Raw genomic sequence first — 17,898 nt, 5'->3', positions numbered from 1 at the left:
ATTATACAATAAAAAAATGTTAAACATAGTTTTAGTAGAACCCGAAATACCAAATAACACTGGAAACATAGGTCGTTTGTGCGTTGGAACAGAAAGTCGTTTGCACTTAATTCATCCTTTTGGATTTGTCATAAATGATAAAAATCTAAAACGTTCAGGTTTGGATTATTGGATTCATCTTGATGTAACCGAATATCAAAATGTTGAAGAATGGATGAATCAAATTCCAGATAAATCAAGAGTTTTCTTGATGAGTTCACACGCCACAAAATCGATATATGAAAATCAATTTCAAGATGGCGATTGGTTGGTTTTTGGTAAAGAAAGCGTTGGATTATCAAAAGAAGTTTTAGCTAAATTTGAAAATCATTTAACTATTCCAATGTCAAATTTAATTCGTAGTTTTAACATTGCTAATTCTGTTGCTTTTGTTGTTGGTGAAGCAAAAAGACAGATTAATTTGAAATAAATGAAAAATTTAATTTTAATTCTTTTTCTTTTTTCAATCAAAATAAGCGCTCAATGCTTTATTGTTGGAGCAGATTTGTCATACACAAATACTGTGATTTCCAATGGAGGAATCTATAGAGATGCAAATAATACTGTTGTAAACCCATATGAACTTTTTGCAGAAAAAGGGGCAAATATGGCAAGAATGCGCTTGTTCCATACGCCAAAAAATAATGTTAATAGCTGCGGAAATCCAATTTCGGCAAATACTATTGATGATGTCGTTTTAGGTTTTACAAATGCCAAAGCACAAGGAATGAAATTAAAGTTGGCTATTCATTATGGCGATTATTTTAATGATCCAGGCAAACAAAAAAGACCTCAAGCTTGGGCTGGTCTTTCTGGAGCGATTCTATTAGATTCAATTTATAATTACACTTTTTCAACTTTAGAAAAATTAAAAAATCAAAATGTAACGCCCGATATTGTTGCAATTGGTAATGAAACAACTTGGGGATTTATTGATAATGTGAGTACCACTGATGGTTGGTCTTGGCCAGAAGATGCTTCAAAATTCAATATTGCTTTTTCGGCAGTTGACGATTTTAATGTTGCAAATGCTACAACAATTAAAAAAGCAGTTCATTTTACTGATAACACAACTTTATGGTTGGCAGGTTTGTTTTCTGAAAACAACATTACAAATTATGATATTATTGGAATATCTTTTTATCCTGAATGGTCTAATTTTACCAATTTATCTCAATTAGAAAACTTAATAACTACTTTAAAAACAACCTATAACAAAGATGTAATGATTTTTGAAACGGGTGTTCCTTGGACAACTAGTAGTAGTGATAGTTATTCAAATATTATTAATACGTATGGAAATTTGTCTTATCCTGTAAACCCACAAGGACAAAAACAGTTTTTTTCTGATTTAACAACTACAGTTTATAATGCCGGTGGAAAAGGTGTTTTATACTGGGAGCCAAATTGGATTTCTTCATCTTTATGCGATTTATGGGGACAAGGTTCGTCATACGAAAACTTGAGTTTTTTTAATTTTTCTGACAATAATCAAGCTTTACCCATTTTTGATGTTTTTGATTTTTGTAATTCTCTTGGTGTAAATGAGTCAAAACTAAATAGAATTCAAGTTTTTCCAAATCCTGCAAAGACGGAAGTTACAGTACTTGAAGTTCAAAATGGTACGTCAATCTCCATTTTGGATATATCTGGAAGAATAATTTCAAAAACTAAACTTATTGAAAATAAAATTTCTATTTCTGAATTAAAAACGGGTGTTTATTTTATTTCTTTTTATGTTGAAGATCAGAAAATTGTAAAAAAAATTATTGTAGAATAATTACTAGGCTTATTTAAAAATTTCATCAAAGAAATCTTTCATTGCTTGCCAAGATCTTTTAGCGGCTTTTTCATTGTAAGCTGCACCTTTGCTATTATCATTTCCAGCATCTTTGTGTGTAAAAGCATGTACCGAATTTGCATAGTATACCATTTGCCAATCTGCTTTTGCGGTTCTCATTTCGTCTTGAAAAGCTTTAATTTCAGTTTCTGGAACAAAAAAATCATCGGCTCCGTGAAGCACTAAAACTTTTGGAGAAATAGCTTCTATGGTTCTAGTGACATCTCTACCTAATCCACCATGAAATGAAACTACACCGCAAACTTTCATGTTTGTTCTTGCCGCTTCAATAGCACCAGTTCCACCAAAACAATATCCTATAACAGCAACTTTGTTAGGATTAGCTCCAGCTTTGATAAGTTGTTCAAGAGCAAGCTGAATTCTGTTTTGATATTCCTTGATATTTGTTTTATAATAGCCAGCAATCTTTCCAGCTTCTGATGGATTAGTTGGTCTTTTATCAATTCCGTATATGTCGGCAACAAAAGTTAGGTAACCTAATTTTGCAAGTTCATTAGCATTTTCTTTTGCGTTGTTGTCAATTCCCATCCATGCTGGCAGTAGTAAAACAGCATTTCCATTAGCAATTTTATTTTCGGGAATATCTAAAATACCCTCTAATTTTTGATTTCCATCAGAATATGAAACCATTTTTTGTGCATAAGTAAAAGTCATTATTATAATAGAGAATAGTGTAAGTAAATTTTTCATTGTTTAAATTTTTATAAAAATAACAATTCTAAATTGATTACTACGTGAAACAAATCATAATTATTTGATAATGAATGTTCCTTTAGTTGAATCAAAATCAATATTTTCATCTTTAAAAAGTGAATTGAAAACACTTTTTGAAATCAAATTACAAGGTTCATCTTGAACAACATTGTTTTCAGTCATAACAATCATTTCGTCCGAAAGTTGAATGGCTAAATCAATGTCGTGAGTTGAAAATAGAATACATTTATTGGTTTCTTTTGACAATTTTTTCAATAATTTAAAAACAGAAACTTTGTGAAGTAAATCCAAATGCGTGGTTGGTTCATCAAGAATTATTAACGGCGTATCTTGTGCCAATGCTCTGGCAATTAAGACTTTTTGAAGTTGACCATCGCTAATTTCAAAATGCTTTTTGTTAGCCAAGTTTTCAATTTGTGTGAGTTGCATCGCTTGATTAACTTTTTCTAAATCTTCTTCGGATAATTTTCCTAACCAATTGGTATAAGGTTGTCTACCTAATGCAATTAATTCAAAAACGGTCAAATTACTTGGTGGCAATTTTTCGGTTAGAACCAAACTTAAATTTTGTGCTAAAGTTAATGGTTCAAAGGTTTGAATATCTTTGTCATTTAAAGAAACAATTCCAGCAATGGGCCTATGAATTCCGCAAAGCGTTCGTAATAAAGTAGATTTTCCAATTCCGTTTGCACCAACCAAACTTATAAGTTTTCCAGCATGCAAATTTAAATTTAAATCAGAAGCAACAACAACTTTCTCCTTTTTGGTAAGATAACCAATGGATAAACTTGAAGCGGAAAGAATAGTATTGTTACTCATTTAGTTTGTGAAAATTACCTATTTACGGCGTTTACAAAGTTATCCATTTAAATTAAAAAAGCTACTGTTTTTGAATATTGAAGTTTTTAGTTATTGAATTTTTAATTGCTTTTCTTTTCTTTATTTTTAATAAAAAATTATTACGAAATCGTTTTCGTGAATCGTTATTATTTTATATTTTTGCGCCAAAATTATAAAACAACACTAACAATTTTATACATTTTACATGACAAACATTAATTTATACGAAAAAGAAGTTTCTTTTCAAGCCGACAGAAGGCGCGCTGCTGTTGAGTTAATCAAAATTATTAGCGATTTATGGTACGACAAATCAATTGAGATTGTGCTGTTCAGAAATCAAATGATTAACCTAAATGTAAGCGACATTATCAATTTGCATGAATATGCTGGAGAATTTGTTGGAAAACCTATTTCAGTTTTCGATTCGGTTGAAATTGCAAAAGCAATCCTAACATCAGATTTACCACCTTCTAAACTTGATATTGGAAAACTTACTTATGAATTTCATTTAGAAGAAAACCATTATAACAACGCTAGAGGTTTTGTCATTAACAAATTAAAAGACGCAAAAGAATTCCATACCAACAAACCAAAAGATGTTGTTTTGTACGGATTTGGTCGAATCGGTCGTTTATTGGCAAGAGAATTAATGTCTAAAATGGGAAAAGGAACACAATTACGTCTTCGTGCCATAGTAACTCGTGATAAAAACGATGCAGTTTCATTAGAAAAGAGAGCTTCCTTACTACGTTATGATTCCATTCATGGTGATTTTGAAGGTTCAGTTGTAGCTGATGTTGCTAACAATGCTCTGATAATAAACGGAACCACTGTTCACATCATAACAGCAAATGCTCCTGAAGAAATTGACTATACTCAATATGGTTTTGATAATGCCTTAGTTATTGATAATACTGGAGCTTTCACAACACAAGAGGCATTGGCAAGACATTTAACAAGCAAAGGTGTTGACAAAGTTTTACTAACAGCACCAGGAAAAGGTGTTCCAAATATTGTTCATGGTGTTAACCAAAACGATTACAATCCTGATGAAGTGAATATTTTCTCAGCTGCTTCTTGTACTACAAATGCCATCACACCAGTTTTAAAAGCAATTGAAGATACATTAGGCGTTGTGAAAGGTCATTTGGAAACCATTCATGCTTATACAAACGACCAAAATTTGGTTGACAATATGCACAAAAAATACCGTCGTGGTCGTGCTGCCGCTCTAAACATGGTTATTACCGAAACTGGAGCTGGAAGTGCTGTTGCAAAAGCATTACCAAGTTTAGCAGGAAAATTAACTTCAAATGCTATTCGTGTGCCAGTTCCAAATGGTTCGTTGGTGGTTTTAAATCTTGAAGTTGGAAGAGAAACTTCGGTTGATGAAATCAACGCTATTATGAAAAAATATGCTCTTGAAGGCGATTTGGTTGAGCAAATTAAATATTCGCTAAACAACGAATTAGTTTCTTCAGATATTGTTGGTACTTCTGCTCCTTCTATTTATGATAGTAACGCTACGATTGTTTCTGGAGATGGAAAAAATATTGTTTTATACATTTGGTATGACAATGAATATGGTTATAGCCACCAAGTAATTCGTTTGGCAAAATATATTGCTAAAGTAAGACGCTATACTTATTATTAATAGATTTTAGAGTTTCAATAATTGGAAAATCCGTCTTGTTCAATAACTTGACGGATTTTTTTATACATTTACTTTTTGTAGATATAAACATTCTAAAATTAGTAATTAATTCCATTTAGAAAAAACATGAAAAACTTATCAAAAATTTCAATTTTAGGCATCGCTCTCATTTGGGGCAACACTAGTTTTGGTCAAACAAGAGCAATTGATTCTTTAGTCCAAAAAATCAATAATAAAGATGCTTATTTACTTTTAGTAAAAACAATTTCTCCAAGAATTAAAGGCGATGAAAATAAAAAAATTATCAAAATTGGAAAAGAAATTACTCCTGATTTAATCAAAATTTTAGATAATCAAAATAAAGGAATTGCAGCACATTTCATCCTTTCAGAAATTTGGAATGAAATATGGAATGAAGAAATTTGCTGCAATATTTCTTATAATGGAGATACCGAAATTGTTACTATAAATGGACTCAAAATTTACATTGAAAACAATATTCTATTTTCAACTGATGAAGATTTAAAAAAGAATAAAAAAAATTGGGAGAAAATTTGGCATTCTTAAAATAGAAAAAATGATTTTACCCATAACTATTTTTATCTCTTAAGAAACTATTCTTTCTCTTTGACTAAATAATAAACAGGAATTCCGACCAACATAATCAAAACTCCCCAACCACAAGTGCTAGTTTTGGTCACCAATAATGCTATAGAAATTGCACTTGCAACTATAATATAAACCATTGGTAAAAATGGATAGCCAAAGGCTTTATATGGTCTTTCGGCATCAGGCATTTTTTTACGAAGAATAAATATTCCGTAGATTGTTAATATGTAAAATATTAAAACAATGATAATTACAAAATCTAACAAATCACCATATTTACCCGTCAAACATAAAAAAGAAGCCCAAACACATTGTGCCCATAAAGCCCAAGCTGGCACACTTGCATCGTTTAAATTTGCCGCTTTTTTAAAGAAAAGTCCATCTTTTGCCATGGTATAATAAACACGAGCACCAGCCATAATCAATCCGTTATTGCAAGCAAAAGTCGAAATCATAATCATTATTGCGATAATTAAAGTTCCAACATTTCCAAAAATATATTCAGAAGCTACTACTGCTACCCTATCCGATTTTGCAGTTGCGATTTCGTCAAAAGGAATTACAGCTAAGTACATCAAGTTTACTAATACGTATATAATACTTACTGTTAATGTTCCCAAAAAAAGACTTAAACCAACATTTTTCTTAGGATTTTTGATTTCGCCAGCAATAAAAGTTACACCATTCCAAGCATCACTAGAAAACAAAGAACCTACCATCGCTGCGGCAATTCCAGATACTAATGCCATTCCTGAAATTGGTAACCAAGAAGTTGTTACTTTATCAAACGATTTTGGTGTCCAAACATCGGCCCAATTGGCATTCCATATTTCTGCTTTGGCAGCTAAAATAAATCCGAAAACTAACAATCCAAATAATGAAAGAATTTTAATAACAGTAAGAACTGTTTGCAACATTTTACTATTCTTAACACCTCGACTATTAAGATAAGTCAAAAAAACGATTGTTATAATTGAAACTATTTGAGCAGCATTTAATTTGAAAGCACCCAAATCCATCAAGATATTTTCATCACTTAAAGCAGGAATTATATAAGCCGCAAACTTGGAAAAACCAACACCAACCGCAGCTATCGTTCCAGTTTGAATAACTGCAAAAAAACTCCAACCATATAAAAAAGCTATTAGTTTGTTATAGGCTTCTTTTAAATACACATATTGTCCACCAGCATTAGGAAACATGGCGCTTAATTCACCATAACTAACAGCAGCAATCATAGTTATTATACCAGAAATTATCCAAACTAAAGTTAACCAACCAGATGATCCAACTTGTCTTGCAATGTCTGAACTTACTATAAAAATTCCTGATCCGATCATCGAGCCGATTACTAGCATTGTTCCATCTAACAATCCGAGTTCTCTTTTAAAATTATTTTGATTTTGCTGTTCCATTTTTTTTGTTTTTTGGTTTATAAAGATATGTATTTTTAAATAATAGCCAAATTGCTAAAATAATAGTTTCTTTTCATTAAAAAGCACATCTAAAATATATTTATGTAAGTTTTTTATATTACAAATAAATATTTTTATGTATTTCATCGATTTTATTTGCTATTTAATCGTTCTTTTTGCTAATATTGTTCAACCAAAAGAAACAAAATAACCATTTAGATATTTTCCCCAAATCTATCTAAAGACAAAAACCTACTAATGCTATGAAAAAAATTGTATTCTTGTGCTTTCTTGTAAGCCAATTTGCGTTATCGCAATCAAAATCAACTCCTGTAAAATACAAATACGGACAAAACGGAATCGAATTAATTGCCAAAAATGATAAAGAAACTATCATTATCAGTACATTTCAATCAAAAGTTACAATAAAAGAAGAAATAGCAAAAAAATTGTTTTCGTATTACCAACAAAACAAGAATAAAAAGAATGGCGTAATCACAATTGAAGGCGATAAAGCTAAAATAACTGGAACCTATACCGTTAAGAAAAAAGGCACATTAACATCAGTTGATTTTAGATATGATAGAGTAGAATGGCAAGATGGCCTCGTGGAAGTCTCGGAGTAAATAGTTTGTTTGATATAGTTTTTTGTAAAAACGCTTAATAGAAATATTAAGCGTTTTTTTATAATAAATATTTTCAGTTAATTAATTTAATGTTTAATTGATTTTATTGTTTAACTAGAGTTGCATATCCGAAATTAACATTAAAATCTGAGCACCAAACAACAACATGTTTATAAACTGTAATGTCAATATTTGCTGGCAAATCATAAGAATAAGATCCATTTAATCCTTTAATATCGCCAAGATTTATAAAAGCTGCGTTTACATTAGATAAATCTGAAACTAAATAAATATCTAAATTCGGTCCATTATCTGACATAAAACTTGTGAATGTCAACATAGTTTTATCAGTATTTATTGCCGCGATCCCACTTGTTGGATGTACAGCTGACACAAAGCTTCCTTTGTACAAAGATGCGGTTGGTGTTGGTGTTATTGTTGCATTTGCATTGTCAACATCCGATGAACAAGAACTTAACAAAACTACTAGTAAAGTTAGACTAACTAACTTAAAAATTGCTTTTTTAAATGTAATCATGACTAAATAATTTAAGGTTAAAATTTAATTTTGTATTCTAAATTGGCTACTAATCCTCTTGTCAAACCATCAGGTCTAGACTCTCTAACAATAGTTGGAAATCCTATGCTAAATTCTAATCCACTAGCATCATTTAATCTGTAGTTTAAATAAGAATTTAGATTTATAGTCAATCCACTAGAGTTTTCAATGTTTTTCTGAACTCCATTAATATCAGTATATTTATCCTCGACTAAATGATATATTGGCAAAACACTTGGACTCAAAGTTAATTTTTCATTTAAGACAAATAAATAACTGGTTCTAAAAAGCAAATCGCCAGCTCGAACAAACTTATTAGTTGAAAAAAAATCGCTTCCATTTGGTGCTATAAATTTATTATCATTTTGAGTTAAAGGTCGTTGTAATGCGAGTGCAAAATTCCACTTGTCTATTTTCTTAGAAGCTCCAATTATTAAATCTAGTGTTCCTAAACTAGGCTGATAATCCATTGGTAGAAATTGTCCGTTGTATGTTAAATTACCATCAGTTAATGGGACTTTAACACCAGTGGTTACTTTGAATGTTTTAGCAATCTTAAAATTTGCAGTCAAAAAAACATCAGACAGTGCTGAAGAAGAAATACCATTAGCAGATTGATTTGTATAATTCACTTTAAAATCAAAATCTACACTATTTGATAACATTCTATTGTATTGCAAATAAGAACCAAACACAATTACGTCATTATCGGCAAAACCAATATTGGAACCAAACCTAATAGAATTATTCCTTGAAATAGTGTCGGATAAATTTGCTTGAAAATTACTGACTGTACAAAAACCAGCATCACTACATCCTTGACCATACAAACTAATTGATAAGATTAAAACAGCACCTAAAATAAACTTTTTCATATTTTTTATTTCGAAAATACTATTTATTGAATCAACAAAGTGTAAGTTATCTAACAAAAAAAACAAATTTATCTTTTTTTTAAGATTATTAGTTTTCTATCAAAATCCAAATAATTCTCATTTTTCAATTCATTCATCATGACATTTAATGTAGGTCGCGAAGTACCAATCAGCAAAGCTATTTCTTTTTGAGAATATGGATGTTTAATTTCAACAGTATTATTATTGGGTTTACTGATTCCAAAATCTTCTGCTAACTCATTAATGAATTCTTTCAATCTAGTTTTGGTATCTTTATATAGTAGTATTTGTATTCTTCTCTCTAATTTTTTGAATTTATAACCTATAAATTTGTAAATACTCAAACTAAAATCTGAATTATTCTTAAGCATTTCACTCATTTCGGTTTGTGAAACTGCACAAATTGAGGTATTATCTTCAACTGCTTGTGCAAATTCATTTCTAGACAAATCATCAAAAATAGATTTTTCACCAAAAATTTCACCTTTACCTAAAAAAGCAGAAACAATCTCATCTCCATCACTATTTATAAATCCAATTTTAACTTTTCCTGAATTGATTAAAAAAACCTTATCCGATTTATCATCTTCAGAATATATATAATCACCTTTTTTATAGTCTAAAAAAGTATGATTAGCCGAAAACTCAGAATATTTATGAGGACATAAAAAATTAAAAAGATTAATATTTTCAAAAAACCAAAGTGCTTTCATGTCTTTTTTTTCAAATATATAAAAAAAACTCCTAAGTTTCCCTAGGAGTTTACATTTGCAAAAATGTATTACTAACCAATTAATTAAGCATTGGCAGCAATTAGGTTTAAGGCAGAACCCGCTACAAACCAACCAATTTGGCTTTCGTTATAAGTATGATTTGCCAAAATTATATCTTTTGAACCATCAGCATGAACAAATTCTAATGTCAATGGTTTTCCAGGTGCAAATTCTGTTAAATCTAAGAAATTGATAGTATCATTTTCTTGAATTTTATCATAATCAGCTTCGTTAGCAAACGTTAATGCCAACATACCTTGTTTTTTCAAATTAGTTTCGTGAATACGAGCAAACGATTTCACTAAAACCGCTTTTACACCTAAGAAACGTGGCTCCATCGCTGCATGCTCACGTGATGAACCTTCACCATAGTTTTGATCTCCAACCACAATAGATGGAACGCCAGCCGCTTTGTAAGCTCTTGCAACAGCAGGAACAGCAGCATATTCACCCGTTAATTGGTTTTTAACTTTGTTAGCTTCATGGTTATAAGCATTTACTGCACCAATCAACATATTATTAGAAATATTATCTAAATGCCCACGGAAACGTAACCATGGTCCAGCCATAGAAATATGGTCGGTTGTACATTTTCCGAATGCTTTTATTAAAAGTTTTGCTCCTGAAATATTTTTCCCATCCCAAGCATCAAAAGGTGCTAAAAGTTGCAATCTATCAGAAGTTTCAGAAACAGCAACTACTACTCCACTACCATCTGCTGCAGGTGCTTGAAAACCATTATCATCAACATCAAAACCTCTTTTTGGCAATTCATCACCTGTTGGAGGATTTAATTTTACAGCTTCTCCTTTGTCATTCAATAAAGTATCTGTTAATGGATTAAAAGACAAATCACCTGAAATTGCCAATGCAGCGACCATTTCTGGAGACGTTACAAAAGCATGTGTATTTGGGTTTCCATCAGCACGTTTTGAGAAATTTCTGTTGAACGAGTGAACAATAGTATTTTTTTCACCTTTATCTGCTCCTTCTCTATCCCATTGTCCTATACAAGGTCCGCATGCATTGGTAAATACTTTTGTTCCCATTTTTTCGAAAGTAGCGATAATGCCGTCTCTTTCAATAGTATAACGAATTTGCTCAGAACCTGGATTGATTCCGAATTCAGCTTTTGGAGTAATTCCGTGAGCTACTGCTTGTTCTACAATAGAGGCAGCACGAGCCATATCTTCATAAGATGAATTTGTACATGAACCAATTAATCCCCATTCTACTTTAAGAGGCCAATCATTTTTCGCCGCTTCTTCTTTCATTTTAGAAACTGGTGTTCCTCTATCTGGTGTAAATGGTCCGTTAATATGTGGTTCTAATTCAGATAAATTGATTTCGATAACTTGATCAAAATATTTATTTGGATCTGCATAAACTTCAGCATCACCTGTTAAATAATCAGCAACTTTATCGGCAGCATCTACAACATCTTGACGACCAGTTGAAGCTAAATATCTTCTCATCGAATCATCATAACCAAATGTTGAAGTTGTCGCTCCAATTTCAGCACCCATGTTACAGATTGTACCTTTTCCGGTACATGACATATTGGTTGCACCTTCACCAAAATATTCAACAATTGCACCAGTTCCTCCTTTTACAGTAAGAATATCAGCCACTTTCAGAATAACGTCTTTTGGAGCAGTCCAACCGTTTAATTTTCCGGTCAATTTAACTCCAATCAATTTTGGAAATTTTAATTCCCAAGACATTCCAGACATTACATCAACTGCATCTGCACCACCAACACCAATCGCTAACATACCCAATCCACCTGCGTTTACAGTATGTGAATCGGTACCAATCATCATTCCACCTGGAAATGCATAATTTTCTAAAACAATTTGGTGGATAATTCCTGAACCTGGTTTCCAAAAACCAATTCCATATTTATTAGAAACAGAAGAAAGAAAATCAAAAACTTCTTTTGATTGTGAATTAGCTACAGCTAAATCGGTAGTTGCACCTACTTTTGCTTGAATTAAATGGTCACAGTGAACTGTTGTTGGAACAGCAACTGTTTTCTTTCCAGCGTGCATAAATTGCAATAATGCCATTTGAGCCGTTGCGTCTTGGCAAGCAACTCTATCTGGAGCGAAATCAACATAATCTTTTCCTCTTGAAAAAGCTTGAGAAGGCGTTCCTTCCCATAAGTGAGAATATAAAATCTTTTCTGAAAGTGTCAATGGACGACCAACTAGTTCACGTGCTTTATCTACACGTTCAGCCATAGTTCCATAAACTTTTTTAATCATTTCAATATCAAAAGCCATGATAAATTTGTTTTTAATGTTTGCAGTGCGAATTTACGAAAACGTTATACCATTAAAAAATTTTTAGCCAAATATCTTTATTTCAATAAATAATTTACGAAAACGAGAATTTAGCAAGATGATTTTTATCAAAATCTTATTTTAAGAAGCAAAAATTGATAATTGTTAAATTTTGATTGAATTTATAAAACAAAAAACTCCTAAAAACAATCATTGTTCTTAGGAGTTTTATTCAATATAGTTTGAAATCACATCAACTTTTCGATAATCATTTCTTCGGTAATTCCTTCGGCGTCAGCTTTGTAGTTTTTTATAATTCTATGTCTCAGAATTCCAACTGAAACAGCTTTTACATCTTCAATATCAGGAGAAAATTTTCCGTTGAAAGCTGCATTTGCTTTAGCTGCCAAAATTAAATTTTGTGAAGCTCTTGGTCCAGCACCCCAATCTAAATAATTATTTACATATTCATTTGATAATGGTGAATTTGGTCTCGTTTTTCCAACCAATGTAACAGCATATTCTATCACATTATCAGCAACAGGAATTCTACGAATTAAATGCTGGAAATCGATAATTTCTTGCCCAGTAAAAAGAGGATTTATAGTTGGTTTAGCATCAGAAGTAGTACTTTTTACAACTTGAACTTCTTCTTCAAATGATGGATAATCTAACTTAATGGCAAACATAAAACGGTCTAATTGCGCTTCTGGCAACGGATAAGTTCCTTCTTGTTCAATTGGGTTTTGTGTTGCTAAAACGAAATAAGGTAAATCCAATTTGTAATTTTGCCCAGCAATAGTAACGGCACGCTCTTGCATAGCTTCTAGTAAAGCAGCTTGCGTTTTTGGTGGCGTTCTGTTAATCTCATCAGCTAAAATTATATTGGAAAAAATTGGTCCTTTTATAAATTTGAATTGACGATTTTCATCCAAAATTTCACTTCCTAAAATATCAGAAGGCATTAAATCTGGTGTAAATTGAATTCGTTTAAAATCCAAACCTAATGCTTGCGAAATAGTATTAACCATTAAGGTTTTTGCCAATCCAGGAACACCAACTAACAAAGCGTGTCCACCAGAAAAAATACTCAATAAAATCTGATCAACAACATCGTCTTGACCTACAATTATTTTTGAAATCTCTTTTTTAAGCTCAATTCTTTTCTGAACTAGATTTTGTATTGCTGTTACGTCGGACATTCTTATAGTAGATATTAGATTTTAAATATTAGATATAAAGTTACTTTTTAAGCCAATTGTTGGCAAATTCACAATCTCTATATTCGTTGTTTATTTTTACGTAAGTTTCTTTAATTTTTTCTTCAGACCATTTAGCGATAGCGTTGATTTGTTTTTCTTTCAAAGCTAACTCTTTAATTTTTAAATAATCTTTAGCATAATCTGCTGCGTGCTCGTCAATTTTATTGGTAACAGTAACTATTTTATATTTTTTCTTTTGAGATTGATCTGTATCAATAATTGGATTAGAAACATCTCCTGTTTTAAGGTTGGAAACTTGTGAATAAAAACTTGGATCCATTTTTGTCAATTCAAACTTGGTATCTTGTGTTTTAGGATTTATCAAAACACCACCATTAGCTTTTGTCTCTTTTTCGTCAGATTCTGCTCTTGCTGCATCAGCAAAAGTGATTTCTTTATTCTCAATTTTCTTCTTAATTTGAATAATTTTTTCTTTAGCATCTTTCAATGCTTGGTCAGTAACATTTGGCGATAATAATATGTGACGTAATTCTACTTCTTGACCTTTTATTTTATCAATCATTATGATATGAAAACCATAAGTAGTTTCAAATGGTTCAGAGATTTCACCTTCTGCAAGACTAAACGCTACATCTTTAAATTCTTTGACAAAAGGCGTTCTGCGATTCATTTTATAATAACCACCATTCGTACTTGAGCCTGGATCTTGCGAATATAAAACCGCTTTGGTAGCAAAACTTGAACCTTCAAGAACTTCTTTCTTAAATTGTTTTAGTTTATCAATTACTTTTTGCTTGTCTTCATCAGTAATTTTTGGATTGATTACAATTTGAGAAACTTCTACTTCAGCACCAAAAGTTGGTCTTTCGTTTTCCGGAATTTTTTTGTAAAAATTTCTAACTTCTTCAGGTGTAATCGTAACTTCATCAACAATTTTACGTTGCATTTCAGAAGTAAGTTTATTCATTTTGATAATTTCAGACAAATCAGCTCTGAAATCTTCTTCCGAATTCTTTTTGAAATAAGCAATCGTTTTTTCCATTGAACCCAATTGTTCAACCATATATCCAAGTTGTTCTTCTAGTTTCGTTTTTACTTCAGCATCGGTAACAATAATACTATCTTGAACTGCTTGATGTGCATACAATCTATCTTCAAGTAACTTTCCTAACATTTGACAACGAGTAATATCTTTAACAGAATTTCCTTGACTTGTAAGCTCTAAAAAAGATTTGTCAATATCAGAATCTAATATAAGATAGTCACCAACTGTTGCAATAATCCCGTCAATTTTTTGCTTTTTTCCAGAAAAGACAGTTTGTTTTTTTACAGTATCGGTAACAACTTCTTGAGCAACAATTGAAAGATTGGTCAATAGCAACGCAAAAGCGATTAGGAAATTTTTAATATTATTGAATTTCATACGTTTATTTTAAAGCAACTAAATTAATTGCTAATTATTTTTTTAATTGTTGTTTTACTTTTTCAAAAACATCCTTATTTACCTTTACTGCAAATTCTTTTTTCAATTCTCCAACCCAGTTTTGTTCCAAATATTGTTGGTAATCATTGATAGCTTTTCCTTTACATTCTTCAAGTGTTTTTGGGCCAGCTGGAAGTACTTTATTTACTTTTACAACAAAATAATGTTCTCCATCCTGAATAATTTCTGAAACACCTTCTTCTAATTTTACATTTTTAGGCAACGCATCATTTCCTTCTTCAAACACACCAGCATTTGACATTACTTCAACTTTATCTTTTGGATTTAATTGCTCTTTAATTTTATCAGCAGAAACATTAGCTTTTGCCAATTTATGTGCTTTTTTAATAAAATCCATTTTGGTTGAAGAAATAATAACTACATCATAACGGTTTTTCCACATGTAATTATTTTTTCTTGCTTCATAAAAAGCGTTCAAACCAACTGTATCCGTTTTTGATTTTTCCCAAATTTCTTTGTCCATCAAGTCAAAAAGCAATAAACCATCACGGTATTCTTCCATTACATTTGCAAAATCTGGAAATTCATTTTCAAGATTATTGTTATAATAAGCGTTTAATTGATCGTCAACAAATTTACCATAAACGTTATCAACCCATTTAGAAACAGGTTTGATTTTGCTAGCCGATTTTTGATTAATTTTGATAAAATTCAAGAAATCAGTTCCAGTAACCGTTTTTTCTTTTATTGCAAAAAGTTTTCCATCATATAGTTTGGTTTCTTTTGGCAAATCCCACTTGCTAGTATAAACACTGTCAGTAACCGCTTTTACAGCATTTGCATAGACTTTTTTATCTAATTTTATTGGATATTTAACTTTTAATTTTTCAGTTAAAGAATTAGTAATCAATCTTGAACGATCGTCTTTACTAACTTTATTTTCCAACTCCGATTTCATTTCTTCAAGCGTCTTCATTGAAAATTTCTCTAGCAATTTTACAATATGCCAACCATATTTACTTTGAAAAGGCTCAGAAATTTGACCTTTAGTTGTTAAACCAAAAGCAATATTTTCAAATTCCTCAGAACTTAATTGTCCTGAACCAAAACGATTTAATTCGCCACCTTTAGAAGAAGAAGATTTGTCTTCTGAAAATTGTTTAGCCAAACTTTCAAAACTTTCGCCTTGATTTAATTTTTTATAAATATCATCAATCTTAGTTTTGGCAGTTGGTGCATCTTCAGGTTTTTCAGGATTTAGAACCATTATGTGAGCAACCGAAACTTCACCACGATTGTCACGAATGTCTTCAACTTTAATAATATGATAACCAAAACGAGTTCTTACTGGATTTGAAACTTTACCAACTGGCGTTTTATAAGCAGCCGATTCAAAAGGATAAATCATTCTGAAAGCCGAAAAATAACCCAAGTTACCTTTGTTTTCTTTAGCAGATGGATCTTGTGAAAATTGTTGCGCAAGTGTTCCAAAATCTTCTCCTTTTGCAACTCTTTCTCTGATGTCTTTAATTTTATTGTAAGCAGCCAATGTATCTTCTGGAGAAGCATTTTCCTCAACGGTTATAAGAATATGTGAAGCTTTAACTTCTTTTAAAGAACGATTATAACCTTCTTCAACAAGTTCTTTAGTTACCTTAGAATCAGACAAATAATTTTTAGAAAGTTGCGTTCTGTATGTTTTTAATTCGTTTTTGTAGTTTTCACCATTTTGCAAACCTAATTTGTTTGCTTTATTGATTTTTAGCTTATAACCAACAAATAACTCAAGGTATTGGTTCAAATCTTTTTGAGACTCATCCTTAACTAAATCTAAATTCTTATTATAAACTCTTGAAAATTCGTCGGTGTAATACGGTGTATTATCAACTGTAAATAAAACTTCTTTAGTGTTTTTTTGTGCGTAACTAATTAAATTTAAGGAAAGTAAAACTCCTAAAAACAACTGCTTCATTTTCATTTATATTAAAATTAAATCTTTTGTATTAAATAAATTTCTATTTGCTAATTAAAAGCCAACAAAAATAACAATTCAAACGCATTAAACAACAATAGCCTTTACTATTAACAAAAATTTATTAACAAAAAAGCAACATAAAGTTGGGTGTTGGGAATAAGAAGTTTGGAGTTAGGAGATAGGAATTTGCTATTTGTCATTTGAAATTTGCTACTTTTGCAATCCATTTACAGAAAATATGAGTTTTTTAAAAGAAATAGAAAGAAGAAGAACGTTTGGAATTATCTCGCATCCCGATGCTGGTAAAACAACATTAACAGAAAAATTGTTGCTTTTTGGAGGAGCAATTCAAGAAGCTGGAGCAGTAAAAAGTAATAAAATTAAAAAAGGAGCTACTTCCGATTTTATGGAAATTGAGCGTCAAAGAGGAATTTCGGTTTCGACTTCGGTTTTGGCCTTCAATTATCAAAATAAAAAGATAAACATTCTGGATACCCCAGGTCACAAGGATTTTGCCGAAGATACTTTTAGAACTTTAACGGCTGTTGACAGTGTAATTGTTGTAATTGATGTTGCAAAAGGTGTTGAGGAACAAACCGAAAAATTGGTTTCTGTTTGTAGAATGCGAAACATTCCGATGATTGTTTTCATTAACAAATTAGACCGTGAAGGAAAAGATGCTTTTGACTTGATGGATGAAGTAGAACAAAAACTAGGTTTACATGTTACACCACTAAGTTTTCCAATAGGAATGGGTTATGATTTTCAGGGAATTTATAATCTTTGGGAACAAAACATTAACTTATTTAGCGGTGATAGTCGCAAAAACATAGAGGAAACTATCGCATTCTCTGATGTTCAAAATCCTGAATTGGAAAAAATTATTGGTCAAAAACCAGCAGATAAACTTCGTGAAGAATTAGAAATGATTGACGAAATTTATCCAAAATTTGATAGAGATGAGTATTTAAAAGGAACTCTTCAA

16 protein-coding genes are annotated in these 17,898 nt (G+C 31.1%); 6 read left to right on the top strand and 10 right to left on the bottom strand.

Going from position 1 to position 17,898, the window contains the following annotated elements:
- Window positions 1-16: 16 nt before the first annotated feature.
- Together O9267_RS04135 and O9267_RS04130 are read left to right on the top strand one after the other, a co-directional pair.
- Window positions 17-469, top strand: coding sequence for a tRNA (cytidine(34)-2'-O)-methyltransferase (locus O9267_RS04135; RefSeq protein ID WP_298176318.1), 453 nt, complete (start codon window positions 17-19; stop codon window positions 467-469).
- Window positions 470-1,819: a glycosyl hydrolase 53 family protein gene (locus O9267_RS04130; RefSeq protein WP_298176315.1), complete on the top strand. Its 1,350-nt coding sequence runs from the start codon at window positions 470-472 to the stop codon at window positions 1,817-1,819. It abuts the gene before it with no gap.
- Window positions 1,820-1,828: 9 nt separating this feature from the next.
- Here O9267_RS04130 and O9267_RS04125 read toward each other — a convergent pair whose 3' ends face one another.
- Entirely contained in the window at window positions 1,829-2,590 is a 762-nt protein-coding gene (locus tag O9267_RS04125) for a dienelactone hydrolase family protein (protein WP_298176312.1), read from the bottom strand.
- Between the two features lie 60 nt (window positions 2,591-2,650).
- Window positions 2,651-3,433 (bottom strand): ABC transporter ATP-binding protein, encoded by a 783-nt coding sequence (locus tag O9267_RS04120; RefSeq protein ID WP_298176310.1) that lies wholly within the window; start codon window positions 3,431-3,433, stop codon window positions 2,651-2,653.
- A gap of 226 nt (window positions 3,434-3,659) precedes the next feature.
- Here O9267_RS04120 and O9267_RS04115 point away from each other — a divergent pair, with 226 nt between their 5' ends.
- Window positions 3,660-5,108, top strand: a complete 1,449-nt coding sequence (locus O9267_RS04115) for a glyceraldehyde-3-phosphate dehydrogenase (protein ID WP_298176308.1) — start codon at window positions 3,660-3,662, stop codon at window positions 5,106-5,108.
- Window positions 5,109-5,234: 126 nt separating this feature from the next.
- The gene (locus O9267_RS04110) at window positions 5,235-5,675 is read left to right on the top strand and encodes a hypothetical protein (RefSeq protein ID WP_298176305.1); all 441 of its coding nucleotides are present in this window, start codon (window positions 5,235-5,237) and stop codon (window positions 5,673-5,675) included.
- A 47-nt stretch (window positions 5,676-5,722) separates the two neighbouring features.
- On the opposite strand, the gene O9267_RS04105 is transcribed toward O9267_RS04110, so the two are convergent.
- Complete coding sequence (locus tag O9267_RS04105) at window positions 5,723-7,132, bottom strand: amino acid permease (protein WP_298176302.1); 1,410 nt, start codon at window positions 7,130-7,132, stop codon at window positions 5,723-5,725.
- Window positions 7,133-7,395: 263 nt separating this feature from the next.
- Here O9267_RS04105 and O9267_RS04100 point away from each other — a divergent pair, with 263 nt between their 5' ends.
- Window positions 7,396-7,758, top strand: coding sequence for a hypothetical protein (locus tag O9267_RS04100; protein WP_298176300.1), 363 nt, complete (start codon window positions 7,396-7,398; stop codon window positions 7,756-7,758).
- Between the two features lie 103 nt (window positions 7,759-7,861).
- On the opposite strand, the gene O9267_RS04095 is transcribed toward O9267_RS04100, so the two are convergent.
- The 7 genes from O9267_RS04095 to O9267_RS04065 all read right to left on the bottom strand — a co-directional run bounded on the left by O9267_RS04095 (window position 7,862) and on the right by O9267_RS04065 (window position 16,910).
- Window positions 7,862-8,296, bottom strand: coding sequence for a DM13 domain-containing protein (locus O9267_RS04095; RefSeq protein WP_298176297.1), 435 nt, complete (start codon window positions 8,294-8,296; stop codon window positions 7,862-7,864).
- A 17-nt stretch (window positions 8,297-8,313) separates the two neighbouring features.
- Window positions 8,314-9,192: a hypothetical protein gene (locus O9267_RS04090; protein ID WP_298176294.1), complete on the bottom strand. Its 879-nt coding sequence runs from the start codon at window positions 9,190-9,192 to the stop codon at window positions 8,314-8,316.
- Between the two features lie 68 nt (window positions 9,193-9,260).
- Window positions 9,261-9,926, bottom strand: a complete 666-nt coding sequence (locus tag O9267_RS04085; protein WP_298176292.1) for a Crp/Fnr family transcriptional regulator — start codon at window positions 9,924-9,926, stop codon at window positions 9,261-9,263.
- 83 nt (window positions 9,927-10,009) lie between these two features.
- Window positions 10,010-12,271, bottom strand: a complete 2,262-nt coding sequence (locus O9267_RS04080) for an aconitate hydratase (RefSeq protein WP_298176289.1) — start codon at window positions 12,269-12,271, stop codon at window positions 10,010-10,012.
- A 248-nt stretch (window positions 12,272-12,519) separates the two neighbouring features.
- Window positions 12,520-13,473 carry a MoxR family ATPase gene (locus O9267_RS04075; protein ID WP_298176286.1) on the bottom strand — a complete coding sequence of 318 codons (954 nt, stop codon included), beginning with the start codon at window positions 13,471-13,473 and terminating at the stop codon, window positions 12,520-12,522.
- A gap of 40 nt (window positions 13,474-13,513) precedes the next feature.
- Window positions 13,514-14,917, bottom strand: a complete 1,404-nt coding sequence (locus O9267_RS04070) for a peptidylprolyl isomerase (protein ID WP_298176283.1) — start codon at window positions 14,915-14,917, stop codon at window positions 13,514-13,516.
- A gap of 34 nt (window positions 14,918-14,951) precedes the next feature.
- Window positions 14,952-16,910, bottom strand: a complete 1,959-nt coding sequence (locus tag O9267_RS04065; protein ID WP_298176281.1) for a peptidylprolyl isomerase — start codon at window positions 16,908-16,910, stop codon at window positions 14,952-14,954.
- A gap of 241 nt (window positions 16,911-17,151) precedes the next feature.
- On the opposite strand from O9267_RS04065, the gene O9267_RS04060 reads away from it, so the two are divergent.
- The coding region (locus O9267_RS04060) for a GTP-binding protein (protein ID WP_298176279.1) at window positions 17,152-17,898 on the top strand (747 nt) is incomplete at its 3' end.

The sequence above is a fragment of the Flavobacterium sp. genome (assembly GCF_027531705.1).
Taxonomy (GTDB): domain Bacteria; phylum Bacteroidota; class Bacteroidia; order Flavobacteriales; family Flavobacteriaceae; genus Flavobacterium.
This window is presented reverse-complemented; position numbering and strand designations above follow the sequence as displayed.

Bases quoted from the DNA above. Each gene is read 5' to 3' on its own strand.
- O9267_RS04065 (WP_298176281.1), bottom strand. From the start codon at position 16,910: ATGAAGCAGTTGTTTTTAGGAGTTTTACTTTCCTTAAATTTAATTAGT.
- O9267_RS04070 (WP_298176283.1), bottom strand. From the start codon at position 14,917: ATGAAATTCAATAATATTAAAAATTTCCTAATCGCTTTTGCGTTGCTA.
- O9267_RS04105 (WP_298176302.1), bottom strand. From the start codon at position 7,132: ATGGAACAGCAAAATCAAAATAATTTTAAAAGAGAACTCGGATTGTTA.
- O9267_RS04075 (WP_298176286.1), bottom strand. From the start codon at position 13,473: ATGTCCGACGTAACAGCAATACAAAATCTAGTTCAGAAAAGAATTGAG.
- O9267_RS04135 (WP_298176318.1), top strand. From the start codon at position 17: ATGTTAAACATAGTTTTAGTAGAACCCGAAATACCAAATAACACTGGA.
- O9267_RS04110 (WP_298176305.1), top strand. From the start codon at position 5,235: ATGAAAAACTTATCAAAAATTTCAATTTTAGGCATCGCTCTCATTTGG.
- O9267_RS04095 (WP_298176297.1), bottom strand. From the start codon at position 8,296: ATGATTACATTTAAAAAAGCAATTTTTAAGTTAGTTAGTCTAACTTTA.
- O9267_RS04085 (WP_298176292.1), bottom strand. From the start codon at position 9,926: ATGAAAGCACTTTGGTTTTTTGAAAATATTAATCTTTTTAATTTTTTA.
- O9267_RS04090 (WP_298176294.1), bottom strand. From the start codon at position 9,192: ATGAAAAAGTTTATTTTAGGTGCTGTTTTAATCTTATCAATTAGTTTG.
- O9267_RS04130 (WP_298176315.1), top strand. From the start codon at position 470: ATGAAAAATTTAATTTTAATTCTTTTTCTTTTTTCAATCAAAATAAGC.
- O9267_RS04080 (WP_298176289.1), bottom strand. From the start codon at position 12,271: ATGGCTTTTGATATTGAAATGATTAAAAAAGTTTATGGAACTATGGCT.
- O9267_RS04115 (WP_298176308.1), top strand. From the start codon at position 3,660: ATGACAAACATTAATTTATACGAAAAAGAAGTTTCTTTTCAAGCCGAC.
- O9267_RS04120 (WP_298176310.1), bottom strand. From the start codon at position 3,433: ATGAGTAACAATACTATTCTTTCCGCTTCAAGTTTATCCATTGGTTAT.
- O9267_RS04125 (WP_298176312.1), bottom strand. From the start codon at position 2,590: ATGAAAAATTTACTTACACTATTCTCTATTATAATAATGACTTTTACT.
- O9267_RS04100 (WP_298176300.1), top strand. From the start codon at position 7,396: ATGAAAAAAATTGTATTCTTGTGCTTTCTTGTAAGCCAATTTGCGTTA.